2 protein-coding genes are annotated in these 780 nt (G+C 58.2%); both read right to left on the minus strand.

The window, feature by feature from the left end; all coding sequences use genetic code 11:
• Positions 1-333: hypothetical protein (locus A3712_RS24115; protein ID WP_157618884.1), on the minus strand; the 333-nt coding region annotated here is incomplete at its 3' end.
• Between the two features lie 12 nt (positions 334-345).
• Positions 346-780, minus strand: a 435-nt coding sequence (locus A3712_RS28065) for a hypothetical protein (protein ID WP_197465912.1), incomplete at its 5' end; no start/stop codon positions are given.

Below are 780 nucleotides of genomic sequence, written 5' to 3' on the forward strand. Positions count from 1 at the left end.
GTCGTTTTCATTGAACGCTGCCTCTGCCACCACATCGATGATTGGGCCGTCATTTTGAGCGTTATAAGTTTGTCTCTCGCACTCAACTGCCGCCGCCTTGTCGATATAGGTCGCCGTTAGGCTCACCGCTGGCAGTGTCTCGCCTGCATTCACCGCGTCAACACCCGCTTGCGTCAGTACCACATCGGTGCCGCTGATCGCGTAGTAACCATCGGTGTTTGTGCCCGTCTCTAATACACCTCTGAGGCTGCCGCCTTCTTCTTGTGACGCCGTGAACGTCGCCACCACGGTATCTACCGCCGCGTCGTTTTCATTGAACGCTGCCTCTGCCACCACATCTGTGTCTTATACGCATCTGTGGCCGTCGTCGGTTGGCGGTTCGCTGTCATCCGCCGTCGCATTGTCGCTATCGGTCGCCGTTAGGCTCACCGCTGGCAGTGTCTCGCCTGCATTCACCGCGTCAACACCCGCTTGCGTCAGTACCACATCCGGTCCTCTGATCGCGTCTGACGCTGCCGTCGATATGCACTGCGTGAAGGCCACACTTGGTGTGCCGTCTTCTTCATCCGACGCCGTGAACGTCGCCACCACGGTATCTACCGCCGCGTCGTTTTCATTGAACGCTGCCTCTGCCACCACATCGATGATTGGGCCGTCATTTTGAGCGTTATAAGTTGGTGTATCGCTGTCAACCGCCGTCGCATTGTCGCTATCGGTCGCCGTTAGGCTCACCGCTGGCAGTGTCTCGCCTGCATTCACCGCGTCAACACCCGCTTGCGT

The organism is Vibrio sp. HI00D65, from assembly GCF_001635455.1.
Lineage (GTDB): Bacteria > Pseudomonadota > Gammaproteobacteria > Enterobacterales > Vibrionaceae > Vibrio.